Raw genomic sequence first — 16,243 nt, forward strand, 5'->3', positions numbered from 1 at the left:
TCACTGCGATCCTGCGGTTCCGTCGGTCAATGCTGCCTTGGCGTTCTCCAGCGCCAGGGTTGCTGCGTCGTCGGTCCCGCACAGGAGGTAGTCGGTGCCGCCCTTGTCCGAGGTCAAGCCGAAGGGGACCTGCTCGGCGGCCCACGTTCCGTCGAGAGCCGAGGACACTGCGTACTCGATCTCGGTGCCGATGTCGGTGCGGACGTAGCCGACGTAGGCCGGGTCGGAGCAGTCACCGGGGATGGGTCCGCCGCTGAGCCGCGCACCGGATTCCCGTGCGGCTTGCTGGAGGCCCTGCTTGCCGAGGTTCACAATCTGGCCGAGAACGTCGGCACCACCGGCGAATTCGGCACTTGCTGCCTGCTTTGCCTTGGCAGGATCGTTGAAGTCCCCCACGTATTGCGGGCTCAGAACCCGAATGTCCGGACGGGTGAACTTTGCACCTTCCTCGAACGACGCGGCGGCGTTGACGATCGCAGGCAGTTCGACGCCGCCGACGAACGCGACCGCGCCGGTGGTGGACACGCTGGCAGCAACTGCACCCGAGAGGAACTCGGCTTCGGCCTGCTGCGGGTCGTAGTAGGCGAGGTTGTCGAGTGGCTCGGCGTCCGCGGGCCCACCGATCTCGACGAACTTCACGTCCGGGAACTGGGGTGCAACCTTGCGGACGTCTGCGTCGGTCTGTCCGCCGACGGAGATGACGAGATCGTTCTCGGATGCGAATCGCTGCAATGCCTGCTGGTAGTCAGGGGCGGCGACCTGCTCGACATAGCTGGCGTCGACTTTGTCCCCGTAGGCGTCGAGAATCCGCTGGTAGCCGAGGTATCCGGATTCCATGAACCCGGTGTCGGAGATCGAGCCGGGGAAGAAAACGCCGACCGACAAGGTGTCCCCGGAGGAGCTGGAGTCGTCGGAACTGCAGGCGCCGAGGGTCAGGGTGGTCGCAGCGACGGCGACGAGTGCAAGCGTGCGTTTCATGGGATCGGGCTCCTACTGGTTAGTGGTATACCGTTAAGTAGAAGCCTGAAGGGTTCGTGTTGCGCCCGTGTTACAACCCCGTAAGGGAATTCTCACCCCGGCTCGGCCGTCTAGGCTCGAAGTGGGAGACGATGAGACGAAGGAGCCGGATGGTGCAGGTCGAAGAGCGAAAGTCGTTGCGAGAGATCGCATACGACGCCATTCGAGAGCGCATCGTCGACCTGTCGTTGTCCCCGGGCTCCCGATTGGTCGAGCGCGACCTCGCCACCGAACTGAACGTGTCACGCATTCCGCTGCGTGAGGCGATGCAACAGCTGCAGCAGGACGGCCTCGTCGTACTGGTTCCGCGGCAGGGTGCCATCGTGTCGCCGTTCACCGTCGACGACGTCCGGGACCTGTTCGACGTTCGTGAAAGCCTCGAAGTGCTGGCGGCGCGGTTGGCTGCGGAACGCGCCGACGACGACTCGTTGGCTGCATTGGCGTCGCAACTCGATGCCGCGCGGGCGGCGACCAAGGCCGACGACAAACCGGCCATCGCCGCCGCGAACGCCAAGTTCCACTCGATGATCGTCGACATGTCCGCGAACCCGCTGCTCGAGTCGCTGCTGCGGCCTCTGGAAGCTCGGGTGCAGTGGCTGTTTCACCTGACGAAGGATCGCGACCCCGGTCAGCAATGCCTCGAACACGAGCACCTCTACGCAGCCATCGCGGGCCGTGACCCGGACCGGGCTGCAGCGTCGGCGTTCTCGCACGTGCACTCCGGTCGAGAGATGAGCCTTCGTCTCGCGGCCACGTGGGCCGACGACGGGATCGACCCGGTAGCGGCGACGAAGGGGCGTCGGCGCGGGCGATCCGCAGGCTGAGGCACTGAACGCAGACACACCGCTGTGAGTGGAAATGCGCACTGGGGTGCGCATTTCCACTCACATAGGGAGCGTCAGCGCAAGTGATGCACTTCCTGTAGGCCGTAGACCGGGGTGTCGATGCCCTCGTACCTGGCCTTGATCTGCAGGGCCAGGTACAGCGAGTAGTGCCGTGACTGATGCAGGTTGCCGCCGTGGAACCACAGGTTCTCCTGCTGCGTCGGCTTCCACATGTTGCGCTGCTCGCCCTCCCACGGACCCGGATCCTTGGTGGTGTCCGAGCCCAGGCCCCACACCTTGCCGACCTTGTCGGCCGTCGTCTGGTCGATGAGGTCGGCGACCCAGCCGTTCATCGAGCCGTAGCCGGTGGCGTAGACGATCACGTCGGCCGGCAGTTCCGACGCGTCCTCCAGTACAACGCTGTTCTTGCCGATCCGTTCGACCTGTCCGGCAACGAGTTTGATCTTGCCGTCCGCGACGAGCTCCGATGCGCCGACGTCGATGTAGTAGCCCGATCCGCGGCGCAGGTACTTCATGAACAGGCCCGAGCCGTCGTCACCGAAATCGTGCTGGAACCCTGCCTTCTCCAACCGGTCGTAGAAGTCCTTGTCCTTCTCGGCGATCTGTTGGTACACCGGGATCTGGAACTCGTGCATGATTCGGTACGGCAGCGACGCGAACGTCAGATCGGCCTTGCCCGTTGTCATTCCGGATTCCACAGCCCGCTCGGAGTACAGATCACCCAAGGCGATCTCGCACAGTGAATCCGATTTGACGATGTGCGTCGAACTGCGCTGCAGCATCGTCACGTCCACGCCGGTCTCGTACAGCGCTTTGCAGATGTCGTGCGCCGAGTTGTTGGAGCCGACGACGACGACCTTCTTGCCGACATAGGCGTCGGGACCCGGGTGCTCGCTCGAATGGTGTTGTTCGCCTTCGAAATCCTCCATGCCCGGGAAGTTCGGCACGTTCTTCTTGCCGGACATCCCGGTGGCCATGATCAGCTGCTTGGGATGCAGAGTCACCTCTTCGCCGTCGCGGTCGAGGACGACGGTCCATTCCTTCGCCGTCTCGTCGTACGTGGCGGTCTTGGCGGTGGTGCGGCTCCAGTACGGAACCTCCATGACCTTGGTGTACATCTCGAGCCAGTCGCCGATCTTGTCCTTCGGTGCGAACACCGGCCAGTTCGGCGGGAACGGCAAGTACGGGAGGTGGTCGTACCAGACCGGGTCGTGCAGACAGAGGCTCTTGTAGCGTCCGCGCCACTGGTCTCCCGGCCGGTTCGCCCGATCGACGACGATGGCAGGGACGCCCAGCTGGCGGAACCGGGCGCCGAGAGCGATACCGCCCTGGCCGCCACCGACGATCAGCGCATACGGCTGCACGGTGTAGCCGAGCTCCTTCTCCTCGATCTCCTTCTTCTCCGCCCAGTTCTGGGTGTCGGCGTTGGAACCGTGGACTGCTCCCTTGATGCGGGTGTGCCCTTGACGCTCCTCGTGGCCCTTGAGCTCCTGCATCGTCGTGAGCAGGGTCCACCCTTCATCGCCTTTCAGACGGAGGTGCCCCTTGCCGCGGCTGGTGGCGGTCTCGAATTCGATCCACGCAGACGTCACCCCGTCTGCCTCGTCGGGCGTCTCGGTGGTGTGGAACCCGGACGGATCGGTGTCCTCGAGACGTTCGGCGAGCATCCCCTTGATTCCGTCGCGGCCCTCGACGGTCTTGAGGTTCCAGGTGAACGTCACCAGATCACGCCAAAAGCTGTCGACGGCGAACTTGGCCGCGACGCGATCCAGGTCACGGGCCTGCAGCGCGGCTTCGAAATCCGCGAGCCACGCGTCGACCCGCTGCTGCGGTGTCTGCGAGAGAACGGGCGGTTCGATGGTCTGGGTCATGGAAACTCCCTTGTCGTTCGTTCGTGTGCTGTGACCCAGCACACTCTCTTCGTGACCTGCGGTCGAGAGTTGCAGTGGGTTGCACGTGATGCACACCACGGACGAAGTCGCCGATCAGAGCTGCCGCCACGTCCGGGTTTGTCCTCGGACGCCCACATGGGAGACCTCTCGATCACTGCACACGTGGAGTTCGGGAAGTTCGGTACCAGGCGTTCCGCATGCCCGAGAGCTGACGCCCTTTGTGCAAGGGTGACACACGCGTTCATGTCCGAGCGGGTGTGGCAACCTTCTGAAAACGGTGCTGGGTAGCAGCCTTCGACCACCTGGTTTCGCCACCCTGGCTTTGCAAGTTCTGAGTGATCTGGAGCACAATTGTCGGTGATGACGCAGACGACAGGACCCGAACCTGCGCTGGCGGCCGGAGAGGACCCGCGCCGCTACGCGCAGATTCTGACTGCCGTGTACGACGCGACGATGGCCGGCGGCAAATCCCCCGCACGTCCCCGCGACGTGATCGGTGATTCGTGGCGACGCCTGCAGACCCTCGGCATCGACCCCGAGCAGCGCAGCGTGGCATCACCGCAGATCGACGTGTCCGATCTGGAGCTGAGCCGTCGGGAATCGGGCTTGTTCGACATCCTCGACGACCTGGGGCGCGGACTCGAATCCGTCGTACAGGACGGCGACAACATCCTCGTCGTCGCCGATCGACACGGGCGGGTCCTGTGGCGGAGTGGGTCGACGTCGGTGCTCGACCGCGCCGACGGCCTCGGATTCGTCGAGGGTGCCAGCTGGGCCGAGGATTCGGTCGGAACCAACGCGATCGGCACCGCGTTGGTGTCGCGGCGGGCGGTGCAGATCTTCTCCGCGGAACATTATGTGCGCAGCCACCATCCATGGACCTGCGCAGGTGCACCGATCAAGGACCCGCGTACCGGGCATGTCATCGGGGCCGTGGACGTCAGCGGGCCCGCCAACACCGTCCACCCGACGACCCTGGCCTTGGTCGACGCCATTGCTCGACTCGCGGAATCTCAACTGCGCGAACATCACCGGCAGAACCTCGACCGACTCCGGTCGGTCGCAGCGCCGATGCTCGCACGTCTGCAAGCGCCCGCACTCGCCGTCGACGCCAACGGATGGGTCGCCGCCGTCGAATCCGTGGCGCTGCGCAACCGAGTACTGCTGCCCGAGGACGTCGTCGCCGGGCGGTTCTGGCTGCCGACCCTCGGGGTGTGCGACTTCGAGCCGCTTCCCGGTGGGTGGCTCGTCCGCCCGACCGGAGACGAGGCGTCGGAAACCGGTAGAACGACTGTGTCCCTGGATCTTCGGCACCACCAGCACGTGCGGGTGCAGATACGAAGTGAGGTGGGGGAGTGGACGCACGAACCCACTCCCCGGCACGCCGAGATCCTGTATCTCCTCGCGACGAGCAGGGAAGGTCGAAGTGCAGCACAGCTGGCCGCGGACCTGTTCGGCGACGACGGCCGAGCCATCACCGTCCGCGCCGAGATGTCCCGGCTGCGCAAGCACATGTCGGGAATCGTGCAGACGCAGCCCTACCGGTTCGACGAGACCGCCGTCGTGGACGTGCTGCTGCCGGAAGACCCGAGCCGACTCCTCCCGCACTCGACGGCGCCTGCCGTGGTGCGGATGCGTCGCTCCTGAATCCATCCGTTCACGGCCGTAAGCTGGCCGAATGGGTTATCGGATCGTATCGGAGACGCTGCGGTTCCTCGCAGTCTCCGACCCCGGCAGGCTCCGGCTACGGGCAGCCGCGACGACGACGATCACCGTCGTCCTCGCGATGGCGATTCTGATCCCCGGGTCTCATCTCGTCGGCCAGCCGTTGACGGTCGCGCTGCTGGGCGCTGTCGTCGCCATGCAGTCCTCGGCGGCGGTGAAGGACAAGGACCAACGCAGCCGAGTGATCACGACACTCCTACTGGTGTTTCCGGCGATCCTCGCAGTGTCGCTGTCGGCGGTGCTGTCCCAGTTCGGGAAGGTGGCCGACGTCGGGTTCATCGTCGTGCTGTTCGCTGCAGTCTGGGTGCGGCGGTACGGTCCGCGCGGCACTGCGCTCGGCATGGTCGCGTTCATCTGCTACTTCTTCGCGCTGTTCCTGCGCGCTCAACCAGGCCAAATTCCTGCCCTTGCGGTGTCCATCGTTCTCGGTGTCGGGATCTCGCTCGCCGTGCGTACTCTCGTCCTTCCCGAGCGGCCGGGACTGGAACTTCGGCGTCTGGTGCGAGCGCTGCGAGCCGCGTCGATCGACGTCCTCGAGGTCGCGTCGAACAGAGTCGATCGCGATCTGGACCTGCTCCGCAAGCGGCTGGACCGGCTCGGCAGCACAGCGCTGATGATCGACGACTGGCTCGACCGCAACGATGCCTCGCAGCTGCTGAGCGTCACCAACGAGGACCTCTCGCTCCGAATCTTCGACGCGCAGATAGCCACCGAACAACTCGTGAGCGCGCTGTGGGCCCTCGACCCGATCCCATCTGGGGTCACCCCGCAGGCTGCGCTCCCGCCCAACTCATGGCCCTCGTCGCTCGTCCAGGCCACCACCGCCCTCTCGTCGTGTCTGCAGAACAACCCGTCCGACGACCAACTCCGTGCGGCCAGGCGCCTCGCTGCAGCAGCCGCGGACGAAGCGGATCCGTCCACCCAGGCGGGCATCGCCACGACGGTCGCCATGCGAGCAGTGCAGGCCCACATCGCCATTCACCACATCACCAGCAATGCGCTGCACACCGAATCCGTACCCAAGGAAGAGCCGAAGAAGGACGACGACACCGATTCGGGACTGAACCCCAGCACCAAAGCGGCGATCCAGGTTGCCGTCGCGACCAGTGCGGCGACCATTCTCGGCGAAATCATTTCACCGGACCGCTGGTACTGGGCGGTGCTGACAGCATTCCTGGTCTTCACCGGGGCGTCGACTCGCGGTGAGATCCTCTCCCGTGCCGGACACCGCGTCGTCGGTACCGTCGGTGGTGTCCTGGCCGGAGTTCTGCTGTCCGCGTTGGTCGGTCGCAATCAACCGCTGCAACTGCTTCTGCTGGTCGTCTGCATCTTCTTCGCGTTCTACCTCGTGACAGTGGCGTACGCGTTGCTGTCGTTCTTCGTCACCGTCATGCTCGCGATGCTGTACGGACTGCTCGGCACCTTCAGCATCGAGGTGCTCGAACTACGAATCTACGAAACTGCGGCAGGCGGACTCGTCGGGATAGCGTCGGCGTACTTCATCTTCTCCACGGGAACCAGATCGACGATGGTCGAAAAAGTGGACGACTACCTCGACCAGATGACGGCCATCATCGACACCGGCATCGATGCCATCGTCCGGCCCGGCCGCCCGACGGATCTCGTCGCCGACATGCGCAAACTCGACAACGCGTTGAAAGACCTCGTCGCGGCCGGAAAACCCCTCGAGATGGGGCCCACGACACGCACACGCAAAGGCGTCAAACGGCTGTTGCGCATCATGACCGTCAGCAACCGATCCAGCCACGCACTGGCCCGTGCCGGTGTCGGCGCCTCCCACGCCGAACCCGACACCGGCCCGTCACAGGAGACCGCCGACGCACTACGCCGGGCAGCCGAGGTAACCAAAGCCACCATCGCCGACGTCGGGCGTGCACTCGCAGGCGAACACGTCGACCCACCGGAGAAGCTGACGGAGACCTCGGCCCCCGACGTCATGCTGAAGTCCACCACGACCCCCGGTCCCGTCCGCAGCGCCGTCAGGTCACTGAGCACCCTCAACCGCACCATGGGTGAGGCGCTGACACGCGTCTGACACCGTCCGTGCATACTGCGATGCGCACGCTGCCATGGTCCGCAATGCTGTGTCGTCGACCTCCTGAGAGGAACTCATGAGTGTCTACACCGAGGCTGCGGAGAGGGTTGCCGGACTCGCGGAGTACCTGCACGGCCCGTTCGATCTCCCGGCGTCGGCGATGACCGATGCGGACTGGTTGCGGGAGCGGATTGCCGACACCGGCAGGCGCTGGAACTGCACCGACGACCGAATCAACGGGACGCTGTGGTGGTACTCCGCCAGCTCGACGATTGGCTTCCTGGCGGTGTCGACGGCGATGGTGACGGGAACGGCGGCCGATCCGTCGCTCGAGCATTCTCGGTGCTTTCTGCGCGGCGACGGTTACCTCGGCGGGGTGCGGAGCGATCGCACGGTGACGCCGGAGCAGTTGCCCGGTGCCCTTGCCGCCACGTTTCGTGCGGTCGTCGACGCTCTCGCGGCGGCGTCGGGAGCGACGACCAACGCGCTCTGGGCGATCACGTCGGACTCGATAGCCAACCGGTGCCTCGACGTAGGCACGGCCCTCGGAGACCGAGAGCGGGGCAGCGCGTATGCCCAGGAGCTCGTTGCCGCAATGTCCTCGCCGCTACCCGCTCCCCGGTTCGTCGACGTGGGAGGCCGACGCTTCACGCGCCGCAGCTCGTGCTGCCTGTTGTACCTGACGTCAGCGTCGGACAAGTGCACCAGCTGCCCACGCCGGACACCGTCGGATCGGCTCCGGGGGCTCCGCGCCGCCGCGCAATACTAGGAAGCGTAGTACTCGTCTAAGGTGTCCCCATGACTTTCCGCCCCGACGCTCGTGCGCGTGTGCGCGGCGCGTTCGTCGGTGCTGCCTCCGGTGCGCTGAGCATCGCAGCGCACGGCGTGGGCGGCGGAGTCATGGTGCCGAGCGAATCGGCCCTCGTACTGCTCGTGGTCGTCAGTGCGGCGCTCGGCGTCCTGACCGCAGCCCTCGGGGACCGCGTCCCGACGACGGTCGTGCTCGCGCTCGGCCAAGTCGTCGGACACACGGTGCTGACGGCGGCAAGTGGGCATCACCACGGCTCGTCGCTCACTCCGTCGATGCTGGCGGCGCACGCATGCGCGACGGTGCTGTGCGCCTTGCTCATTCGTGGTGCCGTGCTCGGGCACAGTCGAGCTGTGGCCGTGTTGCGCCGGATCCTTCCCGTGTTGTGTCTGGTTCTGCCAGTGCAGGATCGGGCTCGCACCGAGAGCACCGAATACCGGCCGAACGTCGTACTCCGATTGCTGGTGTCGTCGGGAACAGGAACTCGCGGGCCTCCCTGCCCTGCTTGATCTTTCCTTTCCTCACACCCGGTGATCCCTCGCGCATGAAGCGCCGTCGATCACCGGGCTTTTGCGACACCCGACAGAACTGGAACACCTATGTCCACAACCGGCACAGTCGTGCCCGAAATCGGTCCGGAACGACCCGATCGATCACCACCACGTCCCTCTCTGGTCATGCGCCTGCACTTCTACGCAGGCATCTTCGTCGGACCGTTCATCCTGATCGCCGCGCTCACCGGTGGTCTCTACGCACTCGCGCCGACGGCCGAGAACATCCTGTACTCCGACCTGCTGACCACCGACTCGGCTGGGCCCACCGCCTCGGTGGCCGAGCAGGTAACTGCCGCAACCCAGGTCAGGCCCGACCTGAGCCTCGACGCCGTACGCCCGGCAACAGAACCCGGCACCACCACCAGGGTCATGTTCACCGATCCCTCACTCGGCGAGTCCGAACGGCGAGCAGTCTTCGTCGACCCGGTCACCGCGGAATCCGTCGGCGAATCGGTGGTGTACGGCAGCAGCAACGCACTGCCGGCCCGCACCTGGATCAGCGGATTCCACCGGCACCTTCACCTCGGCGAACCCGGACGCATCTACAGCGAACTCGCCGCGTCCTGGATGTGGGTCGTCGCTCTCGGCGGCGTCGTGCTCTGGGTGCGACGGTATCGACGCGGTGGACGACTCCTCACGGTCGAGCGATCGTCGAAAGGTCGAGCCAGAAACCGTAATTGGCACGGAAGTGTCGGTATCTGGATAGCCATCGGCCTCGTGTTTCTGTCCGCGACGGGACTGACCTGGTCCAAGTACGCCGGTGAGAACATCACCGAACTCAGGTCCTCCTTGAACTGGACGACGCCGGGAGTGAGTTCGTCGATCAGCGGTGACGCGCCGGCACCGTCCGGCGACCACGCAGGCCATGACATGTCGGCCATGGCACCGGAGGCCGACGTGGTGTCCGCTGGAATCGGCCGCCTCGACGCCGTCATCGGAACGGCTCGGGCGGCGGGGCTCGCCGGCGCAGTGGAAGTCACCATCCCTGCTACGGCCGACACAGCCTTCGTCGTCGCGCAGACGCGTGGGCCGTGGGTGTTCTCCACGAGTTCCCTTGCCATCGACGGAAATACCAACTCGATCGTCGATACCAACTGGTTCTCGGAGTGGCCGATGGCCGCGAAGCTGGCCGCCTGGGGCATTGCGCTGCACATGGGCATTCTGTTCGGGATCGCCAACCAGATCGCGCTGGCACTGCTGGCCGTGGCCTTGGTGACGGTGATCGTCCGCGGATACCTCATGTGGTGGCAACGTCGTCCTTCGGCCTCCGCCCCGCCCGCAGGCGGGCTGCGCCGGTTGCCGGTCCGGCAGCTCGTCCCGCTCGCTGCGATCACTGCCGTGATCGGCTGGTTCGTACCACTTCTCGGCATCAGCGTCCTCGTCTTCCTTCTCGTCGACGCCCTGCTCGGGCTTCGGCGCCGCGCATCGACATCGGAGTCGACATGAAAAAACTGCTCGTAGCCCTGGCATCGTTCGCCCTGCTCGCCGGATGTAGCTCGGATATTCCTGCAACGGAGTCGGAGTCGGTCACCATCCGCGAGGCCTGGATCAAATCTGCCGACACGGGAATGACCTCCGCGTTCGCGGAGATCCAGAACACCGGAGACACCCAGGTCCGGGTGGTCTCCGCGCAGTCACCCGCCTCGTCGATGATGGAACTGCACGAGGTGGTCGCCAGTGCCGACGGAACGATGGTGATGAAGCCCAAGGAAGGTGGATTCGCCGTCGGCGCACAGGAAACCAAGGTGCTCCAGGCGGGCGGGGACCACATCATGTTGATGGACGTGACGTCGCCGTTGACTCCGGGAGCAGACACCGACATCACGCTGACGTTCGAGGACGGATCGTCGTCCACGTTCACTGCGCAGGTCCGCGAGTTCGCGGGCGCGCAGGAAAACTACGGTGGCTGACGCAGCACCACGCCGCAGTCCCGGAATCAGCAGGCGACGCCTTCTCGGTGGAGGCGTCGCCGCGCTGGGGGCTGCGGGTGTGGCGTACGGATACACAAGGGAGCCGGAGGAATTCGTCTTCGGTCGACAGGTCGTTCCGTTTCACGGGAAACATCAGGCCGGTGTCTCGACTCCGCCACAGGCGCACGGGACGTTCGTTGCGCTCGACCTCGCGGGCGGCGCAGGACGCGAACACGTGGTGTCGGTGTTGACACTGTGGACGACGGACGCCGACAGGCTCACCCAGGGCATGCCTGCCCTGGCCGATACCGAACCGGAACTCGCGGCCGACCCGGCCAATCTGACGGTCACCGTCGGGCTCGGACCGGGCGCGTTCGCGGCGGCGGGAGTGGCGTCACCCGTCCGACAGTTGCCTCCGTTCGGCATCGATCGACTCGAGGATCGGTGGAACGGCGGAGACCTTCTGCTTCAAGTGTGCGCCGACGACCCGTCCGCAGTGAGCCATGCGGTGCGGGTGTTGACCAAGAACGTAAGGTCGATGGCGTCGATTCGCTGGGTCCAACGAGGGTTTCGGTCCTCCCGCGGAGCCAGGACCGAAGGTACGACCATGCGGAACCTGATGGGACAGGTCGACGGCACCGTGAACCCGGATCCGGCAACGGATTTCGACTCCCTGGTGTGGAACGACGACGGCAGTACGTCGATGATCGTGCGCCGTATCTCCGTCGAACTCGACACCTGGGACGAGTTGGACCGCGGCGGAAGAGAATTCGCGGTCGGTCGGAAGCTGGACACGGGAGCGCCGATGACCGGCGAACGCGAGCACGACGAGGCGGATTTCGATGCCACCGATCGGTTCGGCATCCCGGTGATCTCGCCTGCGTCGCACATTGCACGTGCCCGGCACACGCACGACGGGGAGCGGTTCTTCCGGCGTGCGTACAACTACGACGATGCACCCGAGGGGGGTTCGACGAGCAATTCGGGGTTGATCTTCGCGACGTATCAGCGCGACATCGACACGCAGTTTCTTCCCGTGCAGCAGCGGTTGGACGAACACGACGCGCTGAACGAGTGGACGACGCCGATCGGATCCGCGGTGTTCTTCATGCCCGGAGGAACCTCGGAAGGGGGGTACCTCGGCGAGGCGCTCTTCTAGTTCGAGATCGCCCTGTGTGAGTGGAAATGTAGGCCCTGGCCTACATTTCCACTCATGTGGCGGCGGAGCCGCCTACGGAACCCACCAGTTGCCCTGCCCACGGACAAGGGTGAAGCCGCCGGGAATGTCGGTCCAGGCCGAGACGTCACCGGAGCCGGTGCGGATCGGCCCGGACGGCAGGGGACCGGGGAACGCGACCCCGCCCTGCTGCGTGGTGTGGTTGAACCAGTTGATGGCGCAGTTGCACCAGTTGTTCAGCGAGAAGTCGGTGAGGCCGGGAAAGTACGGGTCGACGCGAACGAAGATTGGCTGGTTGACGATCGCCTGATCCAATCGCCACTCGATGACCGCAGCCGGATCGAAGCCGATGGTCGGGCTGATGGCGCCTGCAGGAACGAACTGGACCGGCCTGGCCTGCGCGGACGCGGTGCCGAACAAGGTCGTCGCGAGGAAGATCATCACGGTCGCGAACAGCAGGGTTGCCGACGATGCAACGCTGGTACGGGCACGTCGTGTCGTCATGGACAAGCCTGGCCTTTCGGTCGATAAGTGAACGGCGGTGATGTTACCCGAGCTCACGACATGCCATACGGTTGAAACTGTGAGACTGAAGCTCGGCGTAGCGATCGTGGCCCTGACCGTCGCAGGATGCACTTCCCAGCCCGCCCAGGAGACAGCTGCGCCGCCGGTGAAGAACCAGGTCACCGTGGCCGATCGTGCGTACACGCCCGCCGACATCACCGTCTCGGTGGGGGAGACCGTCACCTGGGTGTTCGACGACGGTGGGATGGCTCACGATGTCGTCGCCGACGATCGGTCCTTCCGCAGCCCCCTCGCCAAGGAAGGCTCGTTCTCGCACACGTTCACCGAACCGGGCACCTTCACCTACCACTGCACTCCTCATCCGGACATGATCGGCAGCGTCGTAGTCGTGCCGTAGAAAAATGCCGTTGTAAACCTGCGGTTCACACCGTACTCTCGTCGGTGTGAACCAAAAGTTGTCAGTATTCGACCCGGGTGACAAACCGACCGACATCGGCGACGAGCGGTCCCGTCGCACCCACGCGCTCGTGCATCTCGGGCAGGCCATCGAGAACGAAGCCCGCGTCGTCGCCGAGGCTGCCGCGGCGACGGAGACAGCTGCGTCGACTGCAATGTGGCTCGGTGCCAGCCTGGCCGACCTCGCCGCAGTCACCGGCAAGACCCGTCAGGCAGCCAGGAAGAGGTGGCCGGCTCTGGGCGTCGTGCATCGGCGACGTCTGTGGCTCGCCAACCATGTCGACGATATTCGCTGGGCGGTGCGGGTGCTGCTGGACAACGAAGCCGATATCACCGTCCCGGACACGTCGATCTTCGCCGAGATGAAGGACCTCGACGCATCCATCGGACGTAGCTTCGACGAGTCGGCACTTCACGAGGAGGCCGGTCCCGCGGATCGATGGTTCGCCCTGGACCGCTTGGTCGACGTCGTCCTACGCCGGATCGTCGACGACGCCGTCACGTCCGGCGGTCAGGCCGAGTTCGCGGTGTTCGGAGTGCGCGGGGTAGTCGGCTACTACGACCACGCAGTGGACAAGCCCGAGGCCGACTCGGGACTCGCTTAGTCTGGATGCATGACCGAGACCGGGGCGCGACGTCGACGACGCTTCGCTGCTCCGGCGGCGGTTGCGGGACTGACGGTTGCGGCGGGGGCCGTGCTGTTCGTGCGTGATCCGAGGTCGTCGACGTATCTACCGTGTCCGTTTCATGCGCTGACCGGGTTGTGGTGTCCCGGGTGCGGTGCGACGAGGGCGTTCGGAGACCTGGTGCACGGCGACGTCGCGTCGGCCGTGTCGACGAACGTGCTCGCCGTGACACTGCTCGTGTTCGGAGTGCTCCTGTGGGCGACGTGGGTTCGCGGCCGGGCCGTTCACGCGCCGCCGAGCTGGGTAGTGCTGTTCTCGGCGCTTGTCGTAGTTCTGTTCACCGTGGTCAGGAATCTGCCGTTCGGTAGCGCCCTGGCGCCTTGAGGAAAGAGAAAGCACATGTGGCTCGAAGCGTTTTCCGTGGTCGTTCTCGTCGGAGCTCTGGTGGTGCTGATCCCGACGGCTCGGCGTGTGTTCAAGAAGGGTGAGGACGAATGACCGACTCGTTGAAAGCACGAGTGCGCGCGAAGCTGCTCGATCAACTCGCAGGTGACGGCGCCACCGACGCGGAGGTGGCCGAGGGCGACGACCCACGCTTCACGGCGATCCGCGACGACCTCGCCGCTCTCGACGACGCAGCCGACGACGACCCCATCGTCGATGCCCTCGCCACGAGGTACTGGGTGCCTTAGCTCGACGCCGAACGCGGTTCATCTAGTATCTATGTTGTGTCTAAGGAACCCACGGCCGCTGAGCATGCCTATGTGACGGTCAAGGAGATGATCGTCACCGGTGAGCTGCCCGGTGGGGAACTGGTCAGCGAAGGCGACATCGCCGGCCGAATGAACATCAGCCGTACTCCCGTCCGCGAGGCATTTCTGCGCCTACAGGTCGAGGGGTGGATGCGGCTCTATCCCAAGCGCGGCGCACTCGTCGTACCCATCGCCCCCGGCGAGGCGGAACACGTCGTGTCCGCACGGTGGCTCGTGGAGACCGGCAGCGTCCGAGTCGTCGCCGCGTCGCCGCACGTGCGCGAGCGGCTTCTGCCTCGGCTACGCGCGAACCTGGCCGAGCAGCGGGAGATCGCCGCAACGGGTACGCGTGCCGATTTCAGCGCCGCCGACGCGGACTTCCACCGCTTGATCGTCCGAGCCGGTGCCAACCCACTGCTCGACGCCTTCTACGACGGACTTCGCGAGCGCCAGCGGCGGATGACGACGCATTCGCTCGCCCGCGATCCCGATCAGATCTCCCGCATCGTCGACGACCACAGCCGCCTCGCGGACTTGATCGAGGCCGCCGACGTCGACGGTTTCGGCGAGGCCGTCGACACCCACATGAGACGCACACACGGATTGGACGAAGGAGGCGCGAAATGACCGAGAATTCAGTGAAGGGGTCCGAAGCAACGACTCCAACGCGGACGACCGATGCCAGGACGGGACGGTGGATTCTCGTAGCCGCCGGGATGTTCGCCGTCGCGTGGGGCGGAAACGAGTTCACCCCGCTACTGGTGATGTACCGGCTCGAACACGGGTTCTCCGCGATCACCGTCGACACGTTCCTGTTCGCGTACGTCATCGGCATCGTTCCTGCGTTGCTCGTCTGCGGTCCGTTGTCCGATCGGCTCGGCAGGCGTCCGGTCATGCTGCCGGCGACGGCCGTCGCCGCGGCGGGATCGATCCTCATCGCCATCGGCGCGGACACCGCTGCGATCCTCTTCTTCGGCCGCGTGCTCAGTGGAGTGGCACTCGGTATCGGAATGGCCGTCGGCGGCAGTTGGATCAAGGAACTGTCCGCTCGGACCGGTTCATCGGCGGGCGCGAGGCGCGCTGCCATGAGCCTCACCGCTGGATTTGCGCTCGGTGCAGGCGTGGCGGGTGTGCTCGCGCAATGGGGTCCATGGCCCACGCATCTCGCGTACCTGGTGCACGTCGGGATCTGCGTCGTCACCGGCCTCGGCATGATCTCGGTTCCCGAGACGCGGCCCGCAGTGCCGTCCGCCGATCGGCGTCGACTAGTCGACGACCTGAAGATCCCGTCCGCCGGACACAAGCGGTTCCTGCTGGTCGTGGTTCCGCTCGCGCCGTGGGTGTTCGGCGCGGCAAGCGTCGCCTACGCCGTTCTCCCGTCGCTGATGGCAGACCACAGCGGAGGGCATCCGATTGCGTTGTCCGCGTTGATGTCCGTGATCGCACTTGGATCCGGATTCGCGATTCAGGCGGTCGGGCGCAGAATCGACACACCCGACGCCGCTCGCGGCGCACTCGTCGCACTGACGATTCTGGTGGTCGGCATGGTGCTGGCCGCGTGGGCTGCCTCGGTGCTGACGATCGTCGCGGCGTTGATCGCGGCAGCTGTCCTCGGTTGCGGTTACGGCATGGCTCTGGTCTCCGGGCTGCAGGAGGTGCAGCGGATCGCCGGACCGGACGACCTGGCCGGGCTCACTGCCGTCTTCTACTCGCTGACCTACCTGGGCTTCGCCGTTCCAGCGATCCTGTCGGCGCTGACCGAAGCGTGGCCGGGTGTGGTGACCTATCCAGCGATCTTCACCGCCGGTGCCGTCATCGCCGCAGTCTGCTGGGCGTTCGTTCGTACCCGTTCGACCCACCACCTCCCGGCCGAGGCGTCTAAGATCAGCTGACTATGTCG

At 65.5% G+C, this 16,243-nt stretch carries 17 protein-coding genes; 14 read left to right on the plus strand and 3 right to left on the minus strand.

Annotated elements, in window-relative coordinates:
* On the minus strand, window positions 1-978 hold the full coding sequence (locus ACFULT_RS11355) for a BMP family protein (RefSeq protein ID WP_037108584.1): 978 nt from the start codon (window positions 976-978) through the stop codon (window positions 1-3).
* Window positions 979-1,127: 149 nt separating this feature from the next.
* On the opposite strand from ACFULT_RS11355, the gene ACFULT_RS11360 reads away from it, so the two are divergent.
* Window positions 1,128-1,841, plus strand: a complete 714-nt coding sequence (locus tag ACFULT_RS11360; protein ID WP_037108586.1) for a GntR family transcriptional regulator — start codon at window positions 1,128-1,130, stop codon at window positions 1,839-1,841.
* 74 nt (window positions 1,842-1,915) lie between these two features.
* Here ACFULT_RS11360 and ACFULT_RS11365 read toward each other — a convergent pair whose 3' ends face one another.
* Window positions 1,916-3,733: an NAD(P)-binding domain-containing protein gene (locus ACFULT_RS11365; RefSeq protein ID WP_378481493.1), complete on the minus strand. Its 1,818-nt coding sequence runs from the start codon at window positions 3,731-3,733 to the stop codon at window positions 1,916-1,918.
* Window positions 3,734-4,114: 381 nt separating this feature from the next.
* On the opposite strand from ACFULT_RS11365, the gene ACFULT_RS11370 reads away from it, so the two are divergent.
* From ACFULT_RS11370 to ACFULT_RS11400, 7 genes are all read left to right on the plus strand, one after another.
* Window positions 4,115-5,401 carry a GAF domain-containing protein gene (locus tag ACFULT_RS11370; protein ID WP_378481494.1) on the plus strand — a complete coding sequence of 429 codons (1,287 nt, stop codon included), beginning with the start codon at window positions 4,115-4,117 and terminating at the stop codon, window positions 5,399-5,401.
* 31 nt (window positions 5,402-5,432) lie between these two features.
* Window positions 5,433-7,535, plus strand: a complete 2,103-nt coding sequence (locus tag ACFULT_RS11375) for an FUSC family protein (protein WP_378481495.1) — start codon at window positions 5,433-5,435, stop codon at window positions 7,533-7,535.
* Window positions 7,536-7,611: 76 nt separating this feature from the next.
* A complete protein-coding gene (locus ACFULT_RS11380) occupies window positions 7,612-8,304 on the plus strand; it encodes a (2Fe-2S)-binding protein (RefSeq protein ID WP_378481496.1) in 693 nt (230 codons plus the stop codon).
* A 29-nt stretch (window positions 8,305-8,333) separates the two neighbouring features.
* The gene (locus ACFULT_RS11385; RefSeq protein ID WP_255122852.1) at window positions 8,334-8,852 is read left to right on the plus strand and encodes a hypothetical protein; all 519 of its coding nucleotides are present in this window, start codon (window positions 8,334-8,336) and stop codon (window positions 8,850-8,852) included.
* A 90-nt stretch (window positions 8,853-8,942) separates the two neighbouring features.
* On the plus strand, window positions 8,943-10,343 hold the full coding sequence (locus ACFULT_RS11390) for a PepSY-associated TM helix domain-containing protein (RefSeq protein ID WP_378481497.1): 1,401 nt from the start codon (window positions 8,943-8,945) through the stop codon (window positions 10,341-10,343).
* Window positions 10,340-10,807 carry a copper chaperone PCu(A)C gene (locus ACFULT_RS11395; RefSeq protein WP_378481498.1) on the plus strand — a complete coding sequence of 156 codons (468 nt, stop codon included), beginning with the start codon at window positions 10,340-10,342 and terminating at the stop codon, window positions 10,805-10,807. The genes ACFULT_RS11390 and ACFULT_RS11395 overlap by 4 nt, the downstream gene beginning before the upstream one ends.
* Window positions 10,800-11,966 carry a Dyp-type peroxidase gene (locus ACFULT_RS11400; protein WP_378481499.1) on the plus strand — a complete coding sequence of 389 codons (1,167 nt, stop codon included), beginning with the start codon at window positions 10,800-10,802 and terminating at the stop codon, window positions 11,964-11,966. Before ACFULT_RS11395 ends, ACFULT_RS11400 begins: the two co-directional genes overlap by 8 nt.
* A gap of 72 nt (window positions 11,967-12,038) precedes the next feature.
* Here ACFULT_RS11400 and ACFULT_RS11405 read toward each other — a convergent pair whose 3' ends face one another.
* Window positions 12,039-12,488 carry a hypothetical protein gene (locus ACFULT_RS11405; RefSeq protein ID WP_019663023.1) on the minus strand — a complete coding sequence of 150 codons (450 nt, stop codon included), beginning with the start codon at window positions 12,486-12,488 and terminating at the stop codon, window positions 12,039-12,041.
* A gap of 79 nt (window positions 12,489-12,567) precedes the next feature.
* Between ACFULT_RS11405 and ACFULT_RS11410 the strand changes: the two genes are divergently transcribed.
* The 6 genes from ACFULT_RS11410 (at window position 12,568) to ACFULT_RS11435 (ending at window position 16,235) form a co-directional block, all read left to right on the plus strand.
* Window positions 12,568-12,906, plus strand: a complete 339-nt coding sequence (locus ACFULT_RS11410; RefSeq protein ID WP_037108624.1) for a plastocyanin/azurin family copper-binding protein — start codon at window positions 12,568-12,570, stop codon at window positions 12,904-12,906.
* 46 nt (window positions 12,907-12,952) lie between these two features.
* On the plus strand, window positions 12,953-13,570 hold the full coding sequence (locus tag ACFULT_RS11415; RefSeq protein ID WP_378481500.1) for a hypothetical protein: 618 nt from the start codon (window positions 12,953-12,955) through the stop codon (window positions 13,568-13,570).
* Window positions 13,571-13,579: 9 nt separating this feature from the next.
* Window positions 13,580-13,975 carry a DUF2752 domain-containing protein gene (locus ACFULT_RS11420; RefSeq protein WP_378481501.1) on the plus strand — a complete coding sequence of 132 codons (396 nt, stop codon included), beginning with the start codon at window positions 13,580-13,582 and terminating at the stop codon, window positions 13,973-13,975.
* 110 nt (window positions 13,976-14,085) lie between these two features.
* Entirely contained in the window at window positions 14,086-14,283 is a 198-nt protein-coding gene (locus tag ACFULT_RS11425) for a hypothetical protein (protein ID WP_037108632.1), read from the plus strand.
* Window positions 14,284-14,319: 36 nt separating this feature from the next.
* On the plus strand, window positions 14,320-14,970 hold the full coding sequence (locus ACFULT_RS11430; RefSeq protein WP_378481502.1) for a GntR family transcriptional regulator: 651 nt from the start codon (window positions 14,320-14,322) through the stop codon (window positions 14,968-14,970).
* Window positions 14,967-16,235: an MFS transporter gene (locus ACFULT_RS11435; RefSeq protein WP_037108637.1), complete on the plus strand. Its 1,269-nt coding sequence runs from the start codon at window positions 14,967-14,969 to the stop codon at window positions 16,233-16,235. The genes ACFULT_RS11430 and ACFULT_RS11435 overlap by 4 nt, the downstream gene beginning before the upstream one ends.
* The last annotated feature ends 8 nt before the right edge of the window (window positions 16,236-16,243 follow it).

The organism is Rhodococcus sp. NPDC057297 (assembly GCF_042667435.1).
In the GTDB taxonomy this organism is placed as follows: domain Bacteria; phylum Actinomycetota; class Actinomycetes; order Mycobacteriales; family Mycobacteriaceae; genus Rhodococcoides.